At 71.8% G+C, this 15089-nt stretch carries 17 protein-coding genes; 9 read left to right on the plus strand and 8 right to left on the minus strand.

Annotated features, from left to right (window positions below; genetic code table 11):
- Positions 1 to 31 precede the first annotated feature (31 nt).
- Together MTE01_RS04495 and MTE01_RS04500 are read right to left on the minus strand one after the other, a co-directional pair.
- Positions 32 to 439: a DoxX family protein gene (locus MTE01_RS04495; protein ID WP_141375946.1), complete on the minus strand. Its 408-nt coding sequence runs from the start codon at positions 437 to 439 to the stop codon at positions 32 to 34.
- Between the two features lie 95 nt (positions 440 to 534).
- Entirely contained in the window at positions 535 to 1701 is a 1167-nt protein-coding gene (locus tag MTE01_RS04500; protein ID WP_246077977.1) for a DUF418 domain-containing protein, read from the minus strand.
- Positions 1702 to 1723: 22 nt separating this feature from the next.
- On the opposite strand from MTE01_RS04500, the gene MTE01_RS04505 reads away from it, so the two are divergent.
- Positions 1724 to 2332: a TetR/AcrR family transcriptional regulator gene (locus MTE01_RS04505; RefSeq protein ID WP_141375948.1), complete on the plus strand. Its 609-nt coding sequence runs from the start codon at positions 1724 to 1726 to the stop codon at positions 2330 to 2332.
- 101 nt (positions 2333 to 2433) lie between these two features.
- On the opposite strand, the gene MTE01_RS04510 is transcribed toward MTE01_RS04505, so the two are convergent.
- The 4 genes from MTE01_RS04510 to MTE01_RS04525 form a co-directional block, all read right to left on the minus strand.
- Positions 2434 to 3210 carry an LLM class flavin-dependent oxidoreductase gene (locus MTE01_RS04510; RefSeq protein ID WP_141375950.1) on the minus strand — a complete coding sequence of 259 codons (777 nt, stop codon included), beginning with the start codon at positions 3208 to 3210 and terminating at the stop codon, positions 2434 to 2436.
- On the minus strand, positions 3207 to 4088 hold the full coding sequence (locus tag MTE01_RS04515; protein WP_116238962.1) for an LLM class flavin-dependent oxidoreductase: 882 nt from the start codon (positions 4086 to 4088) through the stop codon (positions 3207 to 3209). Before MTE01_RS04515 ends, MTE01_RS04510 begins: the two co-directional genes overlap by 4 nt.
- A gap of 265 nt (positions 4089 to 4353) precedes the next feature.
- A complete protein-coding gene (locus tag MTE01_RS04520) occupies positions 4354 to 6870 on the minus strand; it encodes an ATP-dependent Clp protease ATP-binding subunit (RefSeq protein WP_141375952.1) in 2517 nt (838 codons plus the stop codon).
- 87 nt (positions 6871 to 6957) lie between these two features.
- A complete protein-coding gene (locus MTE01_RS04525; RefSeq protein ID WP_141375954.1) occupies positions 6958 to 7788 on the minus strand; it encodes a hypothetical protein in 831 nt (276 codons plus the stop codon).
- Positions 7789 to 7909: 121 nt separating this feature from the next.
- On the opposite strand from MTE01_RS04525, the gene MTE01_RS04530 reads away from it, so the two are divergent.
- The 4 genes from MTE01_RS04530 to MTE01_RS04540 all read left to right on the plus strand — a co-directional run bounded on the left by MTE01_RS04530 (position 7910) and on the right by MTE01_RS04540 (position 10687).
- The gene (locus MTE01_RS04530) at positions 7910 to 8716 is read left to right on the plus strand and encodes an EI24 domain-containing protein (protein WP_103206336.1); all 807 of its coding nucleotides are present in this window, start codon (positions 7910 to 7912) and stop codon (positions 8714 to 8716) included.
- A 24-nt stretch (positions 8717 to 8740) separates the two neighbouring features.
- On the plus strand, positions 8741 to 8890 hold the full coding sequence (locus MTE01_RS16955) for a hypothetical protein (RefSeq protein WP_164481596.1): 150 nt from the start codon (positions 8741 to 8743) through the stop codon (positions 8888 to 8890).
- A 53-nt stretch (positions 8891 to 8943) separates the two neighbouring features.
- The gene (locus MTE01_RS04535) at positions 8944 to 10047 is read left to right on the plus strand and encodes a class I SAM-dependent methyltransferase (RefSeq protein WP_141375955.1); all 1104 of its coding nucleotides are present in this window, start codon (positions 8944 to 8946) and stop codon (positions 10045 to 10047) included.
- A 76-nt stretch (positions 10048 to 10123) separates the two neighbouring features.
- Positions 10124 to 10687, plus strand: coding sequence for a hypothetical protein (locus MTE01_RS04540; RefSeq protein WP_141375957.1), 564 nt, complete (start codon positions 10124 to 10126; stop codon positions 10685 to 10687).
- A gap of 14 nt (positions 10688 to 10701) precedes the next feature.
- On the opposite strand, the gene MTE01_RS04545 is transcribed toward MTE01_RS04540, so the two are convergent.
- Positions 10702 to 11166: a DUF3817 domain-containing protein gene (locus MTE01_RS04545; protein WP_103206333.1), complete on the minus strand. Its 465-nt coding sequence runs from the start codon at positions 11164 to 11166 to the stop codon at positions 10702 to 10704.
- 322 nt (positions 11167 to 11488) lie between these two features.
- Between MTE01_RS04545 and MTE01_RS04550 the strand changes: the two genes are divergently transcribed.
- The 4 genes from MTE01_RS04550 to MTE01_RS04565 are packed head-to-tail and all read left to right on the plus strand — an operon-like array spanning position 11489 to position 14776.
- Positions 11489 to 12514, plus strand: coding sequence for an FUSC family protein (locus MTE01_RS04550; protein WP_141375960.1), 1026 nt, complete (start codon positions 11489 to 11491; stop codon positions 12512 to 12514).
- A 7-nt stretch (positions 12515 to 12521) separates the two neighbouring features.
- The gene (locus MTE01_RS04555) at positions 12522 to 13007 is read left to right on the plus strand and encodes a hypothetical protein (protein WP_103206331.1); all 486 of its coding nucleotides are present in this window, start codon (positions 12522 to 12524) and stop codon (positions 13005 to 13007) included.
- Positions 13008 to 13022: 15 nt separating this feature from the next.
- Positions 13023 to 13856, plus strand: coding sequence for a ribokinase (locus MTE01_RS04560; RefSeq protein ID WP_141375962.1), 834 nt, complete (start codon positions 13023 to 13025; stop codon positions 13854 to 13856).
- On the plus strand, positions 13853 to 14776 hold the full coding sequence (locus tag MTE01_RS04565) for a nucleoside hydrolase (protein WP_141375964.1): 924 nt from the start codon (positions 13853 to 13855) through the stop codon (positions 14774 to 14776). The genes MTE01_RS04560 and MTE01_RS04565 overlap by 4 nt, the downstream gene beginning before the upstream one ends.
- A gap of 9 nt (positions 14777 to 14785) precedes the next feature.
- On the opposite strand, the gene MTE01_RS16960 is transcribed toward MTE01_RS04565, so the two are convergent.
- The gene (locus MTE01_RS16960) at positions 14786 to 14953 is read right to left on the minus strand and encodes a hypothetical protein (protein ID WP_170210608.1); all 168 of its coding nucleotides are present in this window, start codon (positions 14951 to 14953) and stop codon (positions 14786 to 14788) included.
- Positions 14954 to 15089 lie beyond the last annotated feature (136 nt).

The following is a 15089-nucleotide window of genomic DNA, read 5'->3' on the forward strand; positions in this document are numbered from 1 at the left end:
AACGCACCCGCCCCGAGTCACTCCGGGGGCGTCAGCGCGCCCGCGTCGACCACCACGCCCACGCGACGAGCGGGATCTGCAAGAACAGCCGGATGAACCGTGAACGGTCGGTGTTCAGCCCCGGCGCCGAGCGCCCGGTGCGCCACTGGTGCACGTTGCCCGGGAACACGGCGACGAAGAAGGCCGCGATCACCGCCCCCACGCGTCCGCGCTCGCGCGGCAGGGCGACGAGGGCGACGCCCAAGACGACCTCGACGGCTCCGGATGCCACGACGATGGCGTCCTTGTCCGTCCGAAGCAGTCGCGTGGCCCATCCCGGAACGACGATCCGGTAGCCGCGGCGACCCCACGTGAGGTGACCGACCCCCGCCCCGACGAGCAGGAGGGCCAGCGCCCCGCGGGCGACGGAGCGGACGGTGAGACCTGTACGGCGCGGCATTCGGTCAGTCTGTCATCCGTGTACGGGGGCGGGGCCGTCAGGGCTCGACATCGTCGGGGAGGTCGGCGACCAGACGGGAAGGGGCACAGCGCACACTACGCGCGCCCGTGCGCGCCGAGGTCGGCCGCCGCGCGCCACAACCACTCCACCGGTCCGGCCGCGAATCGACGCAGCCACAGATGAGCCGCTGTCGCGACGACGGCGGTGATGAGCAAGAACGCCGCGACCGTCACCGGCACACGCCACGCGGAGAGCGACGACGCGAGCCCGAAACCCCAGCCGTAGAAGAGCGCTCCACCCAGGAGGTTCTGCAGGAGGTACGCGCTCAGCGCCACACGCCCCATCTCGGTGGCGCGGCGTCCGAACCATCCGCTCGTTCCGCGGCGAAGACAGAGTTCGACCACCATCCCCAGGAGGCCGAGGGCCACCACGGGGGCCACGACGTAGCGCTCCAGCAGCAATCCCACGGACGACGCCGACATCGCGAGGAGGAGGTCGACGGGCACCGCGCACGCGCCGATGATCATGAGACGGGCACGGAGCCGCGCGCCGTCCGCGGAGAACACCCCCGCGCGGAACAGCGCGGCGCCGGCGAGGAACATCGCCAGCGACAGGAATCCGATCAGCACGGGCTCGGCGCGAAAGACGATGACGTTATCGAGGCGGAAAGCCGCGAGCCCGAAGAAGGACTCCGTCGCGTAGGGGCTCCGTGCCTCGGGCAGCGAGACCTCGGCATCCGCCCCCGGAAGAGCCGTCAGTGCGATCACGAGAAGCGTGATCATCGCGATGTGGATGGCTCCGAAGGCGACGATCAGGGCTCGCTGCGCTCGAGGCCGAGTGAGGAGGAGGAACGACACCACGGCCGCGGTCACGGCGTACCCCATGAGCACATCGAACTCCGCGATGAGGACGTAGTTGACCAGACCGTCGATGAAGAGCAGTGCGGCGCGCCACAGGTATCGCCCGGGCCATCGACGGTGATGCCGAGCCGCGGAACGGTGCTGGATCGCGAGTCCGACGCCGAATGTCAACGAGAGCAGCGCCAGGAACTTGCCCTGGGCCACAGCCATCAACGCGAGCTGTGCGGCGGCCTCGCCGCGGGACTCGTCGGGGAGAACAGGGGCACTGAGCATGCCCAGCAGGCCCCAGGGATGCGAGAACACCCAGACGTTCGTCGCGAGAGTGCCGACGATGGCGATGCCGCGCACCACGTCCAGGGCTTCGAGTCGACCCGTTCGGGCCAATACGTTCGTATTGTTCACGTGTTCACCGTAGCCTACGACGGTGACCACCTCCGCTTCTCCCTCCGCTCGCGGCAGCAAAGACGCGATCGCCGAGGCGGTCCTGAGCGTGCTCTCGACAGGTGGCGCCGACGATCTCAGCGTGCGGAAAGTCGCCGCAGAGGCAGGCGTCTCGGTCGGAGCGGTGCAGCACCACTTCCCGACCCGCGCAGCGCTCATCATCGGAGCAATGGATGCCGTGAACGCGCTGTTTCGCGACCGCATCCGCGCCGCACTGTCCGGCGCGCGCTCGGCCGAGGAACGCCTCCTGCTGTTCTGTGAGGAGCTCGCCTGTCTCGGCGATGCCGGCCCGCGCGACGCGGTCGTATGGACGTCCTTCGCCTCGCGCGCCGGAACCGACCCTCGGGTGCGCGAGATCCATGCGAAGGATTGGCGCGTGACAGAAGGGTTTCTGCAGACCTTGATGACCGACGCCTACCCCCACGCGGACATCGCTTCCGACGATGCCGCGCTGCTGCTCGCCGCCCTCGATGGGATCGCCGTCGCTCGCGGCGCCGAGGGCGACGATCGGATGCCGCCTGCCCGCGGGCGACGCCTCGTCACCGCGATTCTCGAGACCTTCGCGGCACGACCCGCGCCGCCCGCTTCTTAGACGTTCGTCATGCCCCGAAAGCGCGCGACCGCCGAGATCCGTTCCGCGACCGCGGACGACCCCGTGGCCATCGCGCACGAGCGGCGTCGCGCCCGCTGGCCTCAGCCCGGAGCGGGCGCCGCCCTCCGCACGAACTCGATATAGGCCTCGACGGTGTCTTCGGGCACGATTGCGCGCAAGACGACCTCGTCGGCAGCCGCCGTGTAGGCCTCGAGCGCGTCGGCGAGTTCGCCGACGTCACGGATCGTCGTGTCCGCGGCATCCACCCCCATCCGCTCGAAATTCGCGGCGTAGTTCGGGAACGACGCGTACCGTGCGGTCTCGGCATCGAGGCGCTCGCGCGCGGCGGGGACGATCGCCGTGCGGACGTACACCGCGATGTGCGTCGCCGGCGCGATCTCGTGCAAAGCCTCGGCTTGAGCGCGGGCTTCGACCGGCGGGACCCAGTTCAACAGCACGCCCTCGGCGAGCTCCGCTCCCATGCGGCGCATCTTCGGCCCGAGTGCACCCACGAGGACGCGAGGGACGCCCGCGTCATGAAGAACCGAGACGGCATCTCTCACCCGGGCCAGGGCCCCCTGCTTGGCCATGCCCGAGCCGATGCCGAGCGTCAATCGGTCCAGCGGAAGATCGAGGGATGCCACCTCGGCCGCGATCGCGTCGGCGGGACGACGGTCGACGGGGACGACGCCCGTGGCGAGTCGAAGGCGGTCCGTGACGCGCGCGGCGGCGGCGAGCGCGGCGAGGGCGTCGCCGTCAGGAGTGTCGTTGATCCAGAGGGTGTCGAAGCCCGCGCTCTCGACGGCCGGAGCGATCTGCGTGACGGCGTCAGGACCGAGGGATCCAGCGAGTCCGAGCGAAACGATTCCTCGCGTCACGATGCACCTCCCCCATTCGGCAGGGACACCGCGACCTGGCCCACCGCGGAGAAGAAGGCGGCGAGGTCGACGTCGTCGGTGGGCAGGAGCACGACATCGTCGACGCCCGCAGCCTGGAAACGCGCGACCCCCTCGGCGACCTCTGACACCGAACCCGCGAGAACGCGATCCGCCGCGTCCGCGCGGTCGGCGAGCACCGCTGTGGCCCGCTCATGAGCATCGGGGCCGAAGGCCGTCAGCACATAGGCGACGACATCGGTACGGCCCTCACGACCCGCCTCGGCGCGGCCCGCCCGCACGGCCCGCACGGCGGCGGCGATCTCGTCGACGGTATGTCTGCTGTCGAGCACCACCCCGTCGGCGACGGCGCCCGCCAGAGCGAGGGTCTTCGGCCCTTCGGCGGCGGCGTACACGAGCGGGGCGGCGGCGGGCGGCCAATCGAGTGTGACATCGCGCAGCTTCACGTAACGCCCCTCTGCGCTGACCGTCTCGCCCGCGAGAAGGGACCTCAAGGCCGGCAGCTGCTCCCGCATGAGCGTCAACGGGGAGGCGACCTTGGCCCCGACCTGACGCATCCAGTCCTGCACCCCGTGACCGAAGCCCGGCAGGAGGCGCCCCGGGAACATGCGCTCGATCGTGGCGATCTCCATCGCCGAAACGGCGACGTTGCGGAGCGGAAGGGGCGCGATGCCGACCCCGATGCGCAGGTGATCGGTGACGGCGAGAGCTGCCGCGGCCGCAGCCCACGCCGAGGACCGGAAACAGTCCTCCCAGAGCCAGAGTTCTTCGACCCCGGCGTCTTCGGCCGCTCGCGCGGCGTCGCGGAGCTGCTCGGGCGGATGCGGGTACGGGCTGAAGATCGTGCCGATACGACTCATGCCTCTACTCTGCCGCGAACCTCCGACATCGGGGCGGGGCGGCGCGCGGATCGCATCCGCCGCGGCGCGGACGGCGGTGCGCACACGCGTTGACACCGCATTCGTTCGTCGAGCACGTACCGGATCGATGACCACCGCGTGCGTCCTCGACGAACGCAGGCGTCCTCGGGAAGCGTGCCCCGGGGCGCGCGCGGCCGGATCGCCCTCGCCGCACGAACCACGATGCCCCCGGCACCGAAGCACCGGGGGCGTCGAGAAGGGCTCGTCACGCGGCGAGAGCCGGTACGACGGGTGCGACCGTGAAGCCGGACGAGGTGGCATCCACGGTCACCGCTCCCCCGTCGCTCAGCTCACCCGACACGAACAGGTCGGCGATGCGGTCGTCGACCTCGCGCTGGATGACCCGGCGCAGCGGCCGAGCACCGTACTCGGGCTCGTACCCGACCGCGGCCAGCCGGTCGACGGCGGCAGCGGTGACCTCGAGCGACACGTCGCGCGACGCCAAGCGCCGCGAGGTCGCGCCCAACAGCAGCCCCACGATCTCGCGCAGCTGCGCCTTCTCGAGCTTGCGGAAGAGCACGATGTCGTCGATGCGATTGAGGAACTCCGGGCGCATCGCCTCGCGCAGCTTCCCCATCACGCGATCACGCAGATCGGCATCGGCGAACTCGCGGCCGGTCGTGGTGAAGCCGATGGCCCCCGACCGGGATGCCAGGAACTCCGCGCCCAGGTTCGAGGTCATCACGATCACCGTGTTGCGGAAGTCGACCGTACGGCCCTGTCCGTCGGTGAGCCGACCGTCATCGAGCACCTGCAGCAGCAGCGTGAAAACGTCGGAGTGCGCTTTCTCGATCTCGTCGAACAGCACGACCGCATAGGGGTTGCGTCGCACGCGCTCGGTGAGCTGGCCCGCCTCGTCGTAGCCGACGTATCCGGGAGGGGCACCGATCAGGCGCGACACCGTGTGCCGCTCGCCGAACTCGCTCATGTCGAAGCGGATCACGGCGCCGTCGTCGTCGAAGAGCGAGCCGGCCAGGGCCTTGGCGAGCTCGGTCTTGCCGACGCCGGTGGGACCGAGGAACAGGAACGAGCCGACCGGGCGGTTCTCGTCTCCCATGCCCGTGCGGTTGCGACGCACGGCTTTGGCGACGGCGGCGACCGCGTCGTCCTGCCCGATCACGCGGGCGTGCAGTTCGGTCTCGAGCTCGGCGAGGCGACCGCGCTCGGTCACCGTGAGTCGCGCAACGGGAATGCCGGTGGCGCGGCTGATCACCGCGGCGATCTCGGGTTCGTCGACGACGGCGGCGACGCGGGGGCCGGCCGTCGCCTCGTCGAGCCGCTGCTGCACGGCGGCCATCTCGTCGCGCAGACGCGACGCCTCCTCGTAGTGCTCGGCGGAGACCGCGGCATTCTTGTCGGCCTCCAGCGTCGCGAGGCGCTCCAGCAGAGCGGACGTGTCGACGGTGACGCCCAGGCGCAGCCGCAGGCGGGCACCGGCCTGGTCGATCAGATCGATCGCCTTGTCGGGCAGCACGCGGTCGGGAAGGTATCGATCGCTCAGCTCGACCGCGGCCCGCAGAGCCTCGTCCGTGTACGTGACGGCGTGGTGCTCCTCGTAGGCCGAGCGGAGGCCGCGCAGGATCTCCACGGCATCCGGGATCGAGGGCTCGCCCACGCGAACGGGCTGCAGGCGCCGCTCGAGGGCGGGATCCTTCTCGATCGTGCGGTACTCGCGCAGCGTGGTCGCTCCGATCAGGTGCACGTCACCGCGGGCGAGGCGGGGCTTGAGGATGTTGCCGGCGTCCATGGACCCGTCGCCGCTCCCGCCCGCCCCGACGAGAGTGTGCACCTCGTCGATGAAGACGACGAGCTTGTCGGATGCCGCGATCTCGTCCATCGTCTGGGTGAGGCGCTCCTCGAAGTCGCCCCGGTACCGCGCGCCCGCGAGCATCGCGGCCAGGTCGAGCGAGACGACACGGGTCTCGCGCAGCTGCTCGGGCACCTCTTCGGCGACGATCGCGCGCGCGAGACCTTCGACGACGGCCGTCTTGCCGACGCCGGCCTCGCCGATCAGCACGGGGTTGTTCTTCGTGCGACGGCTCAGGATCTCGATCGTCTGCTCGATCTCGTCGGAGCGACCGATGACCGGGTCGAGCTCTCCCGCGGCGGCTCGCGCCGTGAGGTCGGTGCCGAATCGGTCGAGGTTCGGGGTGACGGATGCCGACTCAGCGGGCACCTCGGTCTCGTCACCGCCCATGACGGTCTCACGCACGCCCTGGGTGAGGGCCTCGGCCGTCACTCCGGCCTGGGCGAGGATCTGCCCCGCGGGCGCGTCCTGGGCGAGCACGAGCGCGAAGAAGAGGTGGTCGGGGTCGACGTACGTGGACCCGGCGGCACGTGCCACCTGGAACGCGTGGAACAGGGCGCGCTGCACGGAGCCGGCGACCACGGCACCGTCGACGTTCGCGGGGGTCGCGGCGGCGGGCAGACGGCTCTCGGCCGCGCGGGCGATCGCGGCGGGGTCGGCGCCGAGGCGCGCGACGGCCTCCTTGGCCGGCGAGCGCCGGACGAGGACGTGGAGGACGTGCAGGGCGTCGAGCTCACGCTGGCCGCGCCCGAGCGCGTAGCGTCCCGCTTCTTGGAGGGCGTCCTGCGTGCGGGCACTGAGGAACCGGCTGAGGTCGATCGAGCGTTCGGCTCGCGCCTGCTCGCCCGCGAGGTAGCGGGCCAGGAATTCGTCGAACGACTGGGCGCCGTCGCCGGGGGTGAAGTCTTCGGGCAATTCCGTCTCCTGAGATACGTGAGTGCGGTTCACTCAAGTTTGCTACTTGAGCGCCGTCGTATCAACTTCAACGTGGGCACGCGGCGTCTATTCCCGAAGCGGGGGATCGACGTCGTTCCAGAGTTCGACCGTCTGTACGAGCCAGAACACCGCGAACAGCGCGAGGGCCACCGACTCGCCCACGAGCACCACCGGAAAACCCGTGCGCTCCAGGCCCGACACCACTCCGAGGACGAGCAGCACCAGGGTCAGCACGATCCCGACAGCCACCGCCGCGTAGGCGAGTCGCACTCCCCGCCGCCGTCGACCGCTGCGCCGTGGCCACCACGCCGCGATCGACGCCACCGCCGCGATCAGCACGAAGAACGCGACGGCGGCGACCTCGTGTGCCCACCGGAGAAAGGCCTCGGGCGCGAGCACCGCCCACGCCGCCCCGCCCGCGACGAGCGCGACGATGATCCCGATCGTGAGCGCGACCCCGCGGCTCGCGGTGCCCTGCACGCGCGCCAGGATCCCCGCGACGATCACCCCGAGAAGAATCACGGATGCCACGGCCACGGCGTTGTTCGCCACGGTCGGCCTGACCTCGGGCGGCACGCACTGCGTCCCGTCGAGGCAGGCGCTCGACGAGACCGCGGTCGGGACGAAGGCGATCGCGAGGGCGAGCACCGCCGCGATGTCGAGCAGGCCCTGCTCGAGGCTGCGCCCCGACAGAGCCAGCAGAGCGAGGGCGACCGCGCTCAGTGCCCCCGTGAGGACCGGACCCGCGGGCGTGTAGTAAGCCGCGCTGACCGACAGCAGTCCCTCGCCGCTCGCGAGCTCGAGACCGACACCGACGGCGAGGAAGACCGTCGCTCCGATCAGCGCCACGCGCACGTACCGGTACGTGCGTTGCGTCGACGTGGTGCGGATGCGCATAGCGGCATCCTGGCATTCCCCTGCGACATCGCCGCGGCATGCACCCCGCGGGCGGGAAACGCCGGACGGAGCGGGCGCAACCTCTCGGGTCGGTGTCGGGGGTGTCTGTCAGAATCCGGGGATGCGCGAATTCCTCGCCGGGGCGGCCCTGCTGGCCCGCGGTCTCGGCCAGTGGCGCCGCACGCCCGGGGCGATGGCCCTCGGACTCATCCCGGGGACGGTGGTCGGACTGATCTTCGGATCGGCACTCGTGATCTGGGGTCTCGTGCTGCCCGGTCTCGTCGACGACTGGACGCCGTTCGCCGACACGTGGGCGCCGTTCTGGGCGGGCGCTCTGCGCACCGCGATCGGCCTGGCGTCGTTCGGCGCGGCGCTGCTCATCGTCGTCGTCTCGTTCACCGCCGTCACGCTCGCCGTGGGCGAGCCGTTCTACGACCGCATCTGGCGCGCGACCGAGCGCAGCGCCACCGGCGTGGTCCCCGACGTCGAGTACGGCTTCTGGCGGGCCGTCGGCGACAGCGTGCGCCTCATCGTCCGCGGCATCCTGGCCGCCGCGCTGGCGTGGCTCATCGGCCTGATCCCCTTCGTCGGCGGCGTCCTGGGCTTCGTCGCCGGGGTACTCCTGACCGGGTGGCTGCTGGCCGACGAACTCACCTCGCGCGCGCTGTCGGCCCGAGGCCTCGATCGGCGGGCGCGGACACAGCTCCTCCGCTCCCACCGCGCACGCGCCCTCGGCTTCGGCGTCGCGACCCAGCTGTGCTTCCTCGTCCCGCTCGGGGCGGTGGCGGTCATGCCCGCAGCCGTCGCCGGCAGCACGCTCTGGGCGCATGCGGCGCTGGGCATCCCCCCGCGCGACGGCAGCACCCCGGGTCCCCTCCCCCTGCATCCCGACCGCAGCACGAACGCACGTCCGGATTCGGCACGATAGCCTGGATCGACCGAAGGGATCCTCATGTTCATCGTCTCTCTCATCTTGTTCGTCGGCGGCATGCTGCTGACCGGCATCTCGTTCTCCCTCGCCGCTCCCGCGCTGTTCTTCGCGCTCGGCATCATCCTCGTCTCGGCCTCGCTGGCCCTGCCGTTCCACTTCGGCACCCGCTGAGCCCGCACCTCGGTCAGGCACCGCGTCACGTCGCCCCCGGGTAGCGTGGTCCGGTGCCTTTCTCGTTCGCCGCTCTGCGTCGCCGCCCCGATCTCGAGGGTCCCGATCTCGTGGCCGTCGACGCCGCCGACCGGCTGATCCTCGACGAGTCCGCCGACGCGCGCGCCGCACTCGGTGTGGGCCAACTCGTCGTGATCGGCGACGCCTACGGAGCGCTCACCCTGGCGGCGGCGGATGCCGGGGCCCGTGGCATCCGGGTGCATCAGGACGAGCTGCTGGGCGAGGAAGCCCTCGCACTGAACGCCCGCGACACCGGGCTCGAGAAAGTCTTCGACTCGCACGCCCTCGACGCGGACCTGCTCACCGGCGCCCGCGTCGTCCTTCTGCGCCTCCCCCGGTCGCTTCGGGCGCTGTCCGACATCGCCGGGCTCATCGCCCTGTACGCACACCCCGACGTCGTCGTCTTCGCGGGCGGGCGCCTCAAGCACATGACGGTGGCGATGAACGACGTGCTGCGGCGCGTCTTCGACCGCGTCGACGTCTCGCACGCGCGGCAGAAATCCCGCGTCCTCACCGCCCACGGCCCGCACGACGGCGCCGCCCCCGCACCGGAGGAAGCCGAGGTCGACGGCATCCGTGTCCGTGCGTTCGGCGGCGCCTTCGCGGGCGCATCGATCGATATCGGGACGCGGCTGCTGCTCGCGCACCTCCCCGCCCCGCGCGGAGACCGGGCGGTCGACCTCGCGTGCGGGACGGGCGTGGTCGCCGCGACCCTCGCTGTGCGGCATCCCTCCCTGCGCGTGATCGCGTGCGACCAGTCGGCGATCGCCGTCGCGTCCGCGCGGGCCACCGCCGAGGCCAACGGCGTGGCCGATCGCGTGAGGGTCGTGCGCGACGACGTCCTGCGCTCGCAACCGGAGGCCACGGCCTCGTTCATCGCGCTGAACCCGCCGTTCCACGCCGGCGCCGCGATCCACGAGGGTCTCGCTCCCCGCATGTTCGCCGACGCGGCGCGGGTGCTCGAGCCGGGCGGCGAGCTGTGGACCGTCTGGAACTCCGCTCTGCAGTACCGTCCGGCGCTCGAGCGCACCGTCGGTCCGACGCGTCAGGTGGCGCGCGACAGGAAGTTCACCGTCACGGTGTCGACGAAGCGCTGACGCGTCTCCCGGCGAGCCGTGGCGCGGGCCCCGTTCCGGGCGTAGATTTTGACCGACGTCGACGAGGAGGTGCGCCGTGCGGGTTCGAAGCACTGCCGCCGCTCTCGTCGCTGTGATCGTCGCGCTGCTCCTTCCCGGCGCCGCCGCGATCGCAGCTCCCCCATCCGGCGGTGTCCGCGCCGATCCGCTCTCCGACGCCCTCACGGCTCCGCTCCTCGCGGACTGCTCCAGCATCACCGACAACGGCCGCGGTTACGCCCGCCTCCACGGCGTCGACCTCTGCGGTGCCGACACGACGCCCCCGTCGGAGCCCTTGCGCACCGAAGCGGTGGGCGGGGAGGAGTGCGGGTCGGCGACGCTGTCGATGACGAGTCGCGGCGGCGGACTCGCCGCGATCGACTGGCGCGTGAGTTCGGAGACGGGCCCGATCGTCGCCGTCGAGCTCGATCTCGCCTTCGCGAGCCACTCGGGTGGCGAGATGCGCCACTTCTCCGACCGCTCCCCCAGCGTCCACGCGCACGACGGCACGGTCGCGTTCCTGGGAGCGGGGCGTGCGACGGCCACACTGTCGGGCTCGGTCGAGACGTTCACCGCGACCTGCCGGATCGTGCCGGCGAGCGTGCGCATCCTCGTGCGCTGACGCGGAGCGCGACCTCAGCCCTTGCCTCCCGGAGGGCCGACGGTCAGCAGCACGACGAAGACGACGGCGACCACCGCGACGAGCACGAGCGCGAGCACCCATGGTCGACGCAGGAAGGACCGCAGCAACCGGTCGATCGGTCGGCGGTCCCGCGGGTCGCCACTGTCGTCGAGGCGCCACGCGCCGCGCAGACGCCCGGTGCGGTGGAGCCAGATCTCGGTGGGGATCGTGGCGTAGGGGATCACGGCGCTGACGACCGCGAGGGCGGCAGGACCGACGCCCCAGCGCTGGTTCAGCGCGACGAGGATGGCCGTCGCCCCGTAGGCGAGGAACACGAAGCCGTGGATGCCGCCGCCGATCGACACCGCAGCCGGAAGGTCGGCCGCGGCGCGCAGGATCAGCCCGCCGATGAGAAGCGTCCACGAGACGGCCTCGGCGATCGCGAGCGTGCGAAACAGGGTCAGGGGCGTGCGGAACACGTCTCTCCTCGTTCGGGTCGGGGCTTCCCACCCTACGCAGAACGCTTCTCCGCGCTCCCGCGCACCGTTCGACATCGAAGCGTCACACGATGGGTTGATCGTCCTCGTCCAGCGACGGATCCGACCTCGCCCCCTCCGCCGCCGTCGACGTGTCGGGCTCGGGGCCCGGCTCGATCGGGGTTTTCTCGCGTTCGGCATCCATCGCACCACCCCATCAGATCGCGGGAGGGATGCCACACCCTTGACGCCGCGGCATGCGCGCCTGTCCCGGCTCCCCCGCGGGACGCCCGGCGCCCGTGATCTCGACGCGTAGGCTGGAGGGATGGCGGAATCCCGGGGGCGCGTGTGGACCGGGGTCATCCGCGTGGGACCGCACCGCGGAGATCACCGTGTGGCACTTCGCGCCGTCCTGAGCATCGGCGTCCCGCTTCTCGTCCTCTTGGCACTCGGCCGGCTCGACCTCAGCGTCTACGCGAGCTTCGGAGCTTTCGCCGCGCTGTACGGTCGCACCGACCTCCCCCGCGCGCGCGTGCGCATGCAGGCCGTGGCGGGCACGGTCCTGGTCTCGTGCATGCTCATCGGCACCGCCCTCTCGACCCTCGCCACCCCCGCCATCGCGAGCGTCGCCGTCGTCGCGATCCTCGCCGCGGTCGTCACCCTCTTCGCCTACCGCACCCAGTGGCATCCGCCCGGCGCGCTCTTCGCCGTCTTCGCCGCGGGAGCCACCGCGAGCTTCCCCGCGACCGGTGCGACGTTCCTCACCGTGCTCGTCGTCGGCGGCGCGAGCGTGCTGTGGAGCCTGCTCGTGACCTGCGTCTTCGTCGTCGCGCGGCGCGGCTCCTGGCGGCGCCCGACTCGCACGCGGCCGCCGATCGGCTCGGTCGCGTGGGAGATGACGGCGACCGTCGGCGTCGCCGCTCTTCTCGCCGGCGTCGCCGGGGCCCTGCTCATCGGGACCCACTGGTACTGGGCGATGGTCGGTGCCGTCGCCGCGGTCGGCGGAGCGCACGTCACCGCGCGCCTCATCCGCGGCGTGCAGCGACTCGTCGGGACCCTCCTGGGCGTGCTGATCGCCGCGGGGCTGCTCGCCCTCGACCTGCCGCCCTGGATCGTCCTGCTCGTCGCCGTGGCCCTGCAGGCGGGAGCGGAGCTGTTCGTCGGCCGCAACTACGGCATCGCGATGCTCTTCATCACACCGCTCGCCCTGCTCATGGTGTCGTTGGCATCTCCCGTGGCGCCTGAGATGCTGCTGCGCGACCGCGTGATCGAGACGGTCATCGGCGTCGCGATCGGAACCCTCGTCGCGATCGTGTCGGCGGGCCTGCGGCGCCGACCCGCGAGAAGCTGAGCGAACCATGGACACCGAACGACAGCGCCGCCTCTCCACCGACACCGCCGAACGCATCAGCGCCGGGTGCTACGGCGCCCTGGTCTCGGCATCCACGCTCATCGGTCTCGGCGAGGCCGACCTGAGCGACGTGATCCTCGTGGTCGCGCTCACGAACCTCGTCTACTTCGCCACGCACGTCTTCGCCTACACGCTCGGCGATACCTCGCCCGGCCGCCCGTCGAAGATCCTCCGACACCACCTGGCGGTGGGCGCGCCGATGGTGTCGGTCACCTTCCTCCCCCTGCTCGTGGTCGTGCTGCTCGTCGCTTTCGGCGTGGGCCTCGGCACCGCTCTGCTGTGGGGCGTCGGCGTCGCGGTGGCGTACCTCGTGGTCGTCGCCACGGCGGGAGCGCGTCTTCGCGGCTCGTCCGCGCCCGTCGTCGCGCTCACGGCGGTGGGCGCCGCCCTGGTGTCGGCGCTGCTCATCGTCGCCAAGCTCCTCCTCCACTGATCGGAAGGCCCCGCCATCTCCCCCCAGCTCACCGTCGTCGGCGCCATCAACGTCGACCTCACCGCCCGTGTCCACCGCTCCCCCGGGCCCGGCGAGACCGTCGCCGACGGCGTGCTCGACCGCGGCCCCGGCGGCAAGGGCGCCAACCAGGCGGTGGCCGCTGCCCGCCTCGGCGCCGACGTCCGACTCATCGGCGCCGTGGGGGACGACGCGGAGGGTCACGGCATCCGGGAGCGCTTCGCCGCGATCGGAGTCGACGCCTCGGGCGTGCAGACCGCGGATGCCGCGACCGGAACCGCCCTCATCGTCGTCGATGCGACGGGCGAGAACTCGATCGTCGTGTGCCCGGGGGCGAACGCCGCGATCGACGCGGACGCGCTCGGCATCGCGCCCGGATCCCCGGTCCTGCTGCAGTTGGAGGTCTCGGATGCCGTCGTCTCGGCCGCCGCGCGCGCGGCGGGCTTCCTGGCAGTCAACGCCGCCCCGGCTCGGCCGCTGCCCGCCGAGGTGCTCGACCGGTGCGACCTCGTCATCGTGAACGAGACCGAGTACGCGCAGCTGCCCGAGGTGCACGACGCTCCCCTGCTTTGCGTGACGCTCGGTGCCGAGGGTGCGCGACTCTACCGGCGCGGCGCGCTCGTGGCCTCGGCCACGGGAGTGCCCACCACCGTCCGCAACACCGTCGGCGCGGGCGACGCGTTCTGCGCGGCGCTCGTCGTCGGGCTGCTCCGCGGAGACGCCGAGACCGACGCCCTCGCTCGCGCCTGCGCCGTGGGGTCCGCCGCCGTCGCCGAGGACGCCTCGCAACCGGCGCTCGACGCCCTCGACACCTACGGAGTCCGCGCATGAACCGCCGCCCGATCCTCGTCGACTGCGACACCGGCATCGACGACGCCCTCGCCCTCGCCTACCTGCTGGCCGAGCCGTCCGTCGAGATCGTCGGCGTCACGACCGTCTCCGGCAACACGGATGCCGCCCGCGCCGCCGCCAACACCCTGTCGCTGTTCGAGCTCGCCGGCGAAGACGACATCCCCGTCGCGATCGGCGCGCACGATTTCCGCGCTCGCGCCTACGCGGGCGGAGCTCCGCACGTGCACGGTGACGACGGGCTCGGCGGTATCGCCCTGTCCGCCGCGGCCCGCGCGCACGACGCCCGCGCGGCGGTCGAGCTGATCGACCACGTGGCGTCACGGCATCCGGACCTCACCGTGCTCGCCCTCGGCCCCCTGACAAATCTCGCGGCCTACGCCGAGGCGCCCAGGGTCGCGCGGTTCGACCACCTCGTCGTGATGGGCGGTGCGTTCGCCCACTCGGGCAACGTCACCGCGTGGGCCGAGGCCAACATCCACAACGACCCCGAAGCCGCTGCCGTCGTGTTCGCGCAGGACTGGGACACCACGCTCGTGCCCCTCGACGTCACGATGACGCAGACCCTGGATGCCACCGACCTCGTGCGCCTCGAAGCGATCCCGGGAGCCGTGCCGCAGGCGTTGGCGCGCATGCTGCCGCACTACCTCGACTTCTACGCCGGAGTCTTTCCCGACCGCCGCTGCGCGCTACACGATCCGCTCGCCGCGATGGTGGCCGCGGGGGCTCTGCGCGGAGTGAGCGTTGCGGCGGGCCGGGTCGACGTGCGACTCGAACGCGGCGAACGCGGGCGGACGGTGTCGCCGAGCGGGTCGGAGACGCAGAGATGGGTCCGCGCGATGGAGGGCTCGGCGGCAGAAGTGCTGCTGGAACGGCTCGAAGCGCGGGAGTGGCCGGTCTGAGGCTCCTCGTCAGCGGCGGCGGCGGCGCTTCACCCATGCGCCGAGCCGGGACGTGTGGCGGTCGGTGAACTCGTTCGCGAGTCGGAACGCCTCGTCGCCGATGTCCGCACCGGCGGTGATGGCCTCGATGGCGCGGAGAGCGCGCTGCTCCTGGTCGTCGTGCGCGTCGCGGGCCATGAATCCAGAGTAGGAGCATCGGGAACCGGCCCGGCGATGCGGCGACCCGGATCGCTCGATTCCCCGTCGACAGCGCTGGGGCGACGACGAGGACCCCGGCATCTGCGCAGCGCTGCCGCGCGGCCGTCCCCGCCGG

Origin of the sequence: Microbacterium testaceum (assembly GCF_006539145.1) — a bacterium.
GTDB classification, from domain to species: Bacteria; Actinomycetota; Actinomycetes; order Actinomycetales; family Microbacteriaceae; genus Microbacterium; species Microbacterium testaceum.